General features: G+C 47.7%; 1 protein-coding gene. It reads left to right on the top strand.

What is annotated here, in order from left to right; genetic code table 11:
- Positions 1 to 56 precede the first annotated feature (56 nt).
- On the top strand, positions 57 to 648 hold a 592-nt coding region (locus R8O11_RS28525; protein WP_318195035.1), incomplete at its 3' end, for an ABC transporter ATP-binding protein.

Below are 648 nucleotides of genomic sequence, written 5' to 3'. Positions count from 1 at the left end.
CATTTGCAAATACGATAATGATAATAATTATCTTTTGTATTGGTTGAGTATTTTTAATGAGTGAGATTAATTTAAGTCACGCCTTTCACAGCGATCCGGTCATCCAGATCCGAGATTTGTGCGTGGACTACATCACCGACAATGGTGACTTTAATGCGGTGAAATCGGTCAGCTTTGATATTGGAAAAGGCGAAGTATTCGGCCTTGCTGGGGAATCTGGATGCGGAAAGAGTACCATCGCTTTTTCGATCAATCGCCTGCACAAGCCGCCCGCGTTTATCTCTGGCGGACAAATTCTGTTCCAAGGTAAGGACATCTTACGTTTGTCCGATAAGGAGCTAAGCGCGCTGCGTTGGAGCGAAATCGCCATGGTATTCCAAAGTGCCATGAACTCGCTTAATCCGGTACTGACCATTCAAGAGCAGTTTGCAGACGTCCTACGTCATCATCAAGGCCTCAGCAACGAACAAGCCAAAGATCGCGCCGAAAAACTGCTCGATTTGGTGAACATCCCTCGAGATCGACTGGGTGAATATCCGCACCAGTTCTCTGGGGGAATGCGCCAGAGGCTGGTTATTGCCATCGCGCTGTCTTTCAACCCTAAGCTCATCATTATGGAGGAACCAACGACAGCGCTTGTTGTGGTGG

Source organism: Vibrio sp. 1288 (assembly GCF_033344475.1).
This window is presented reverse-complemented; position numbering and strand designations above follow the sequence as displayed.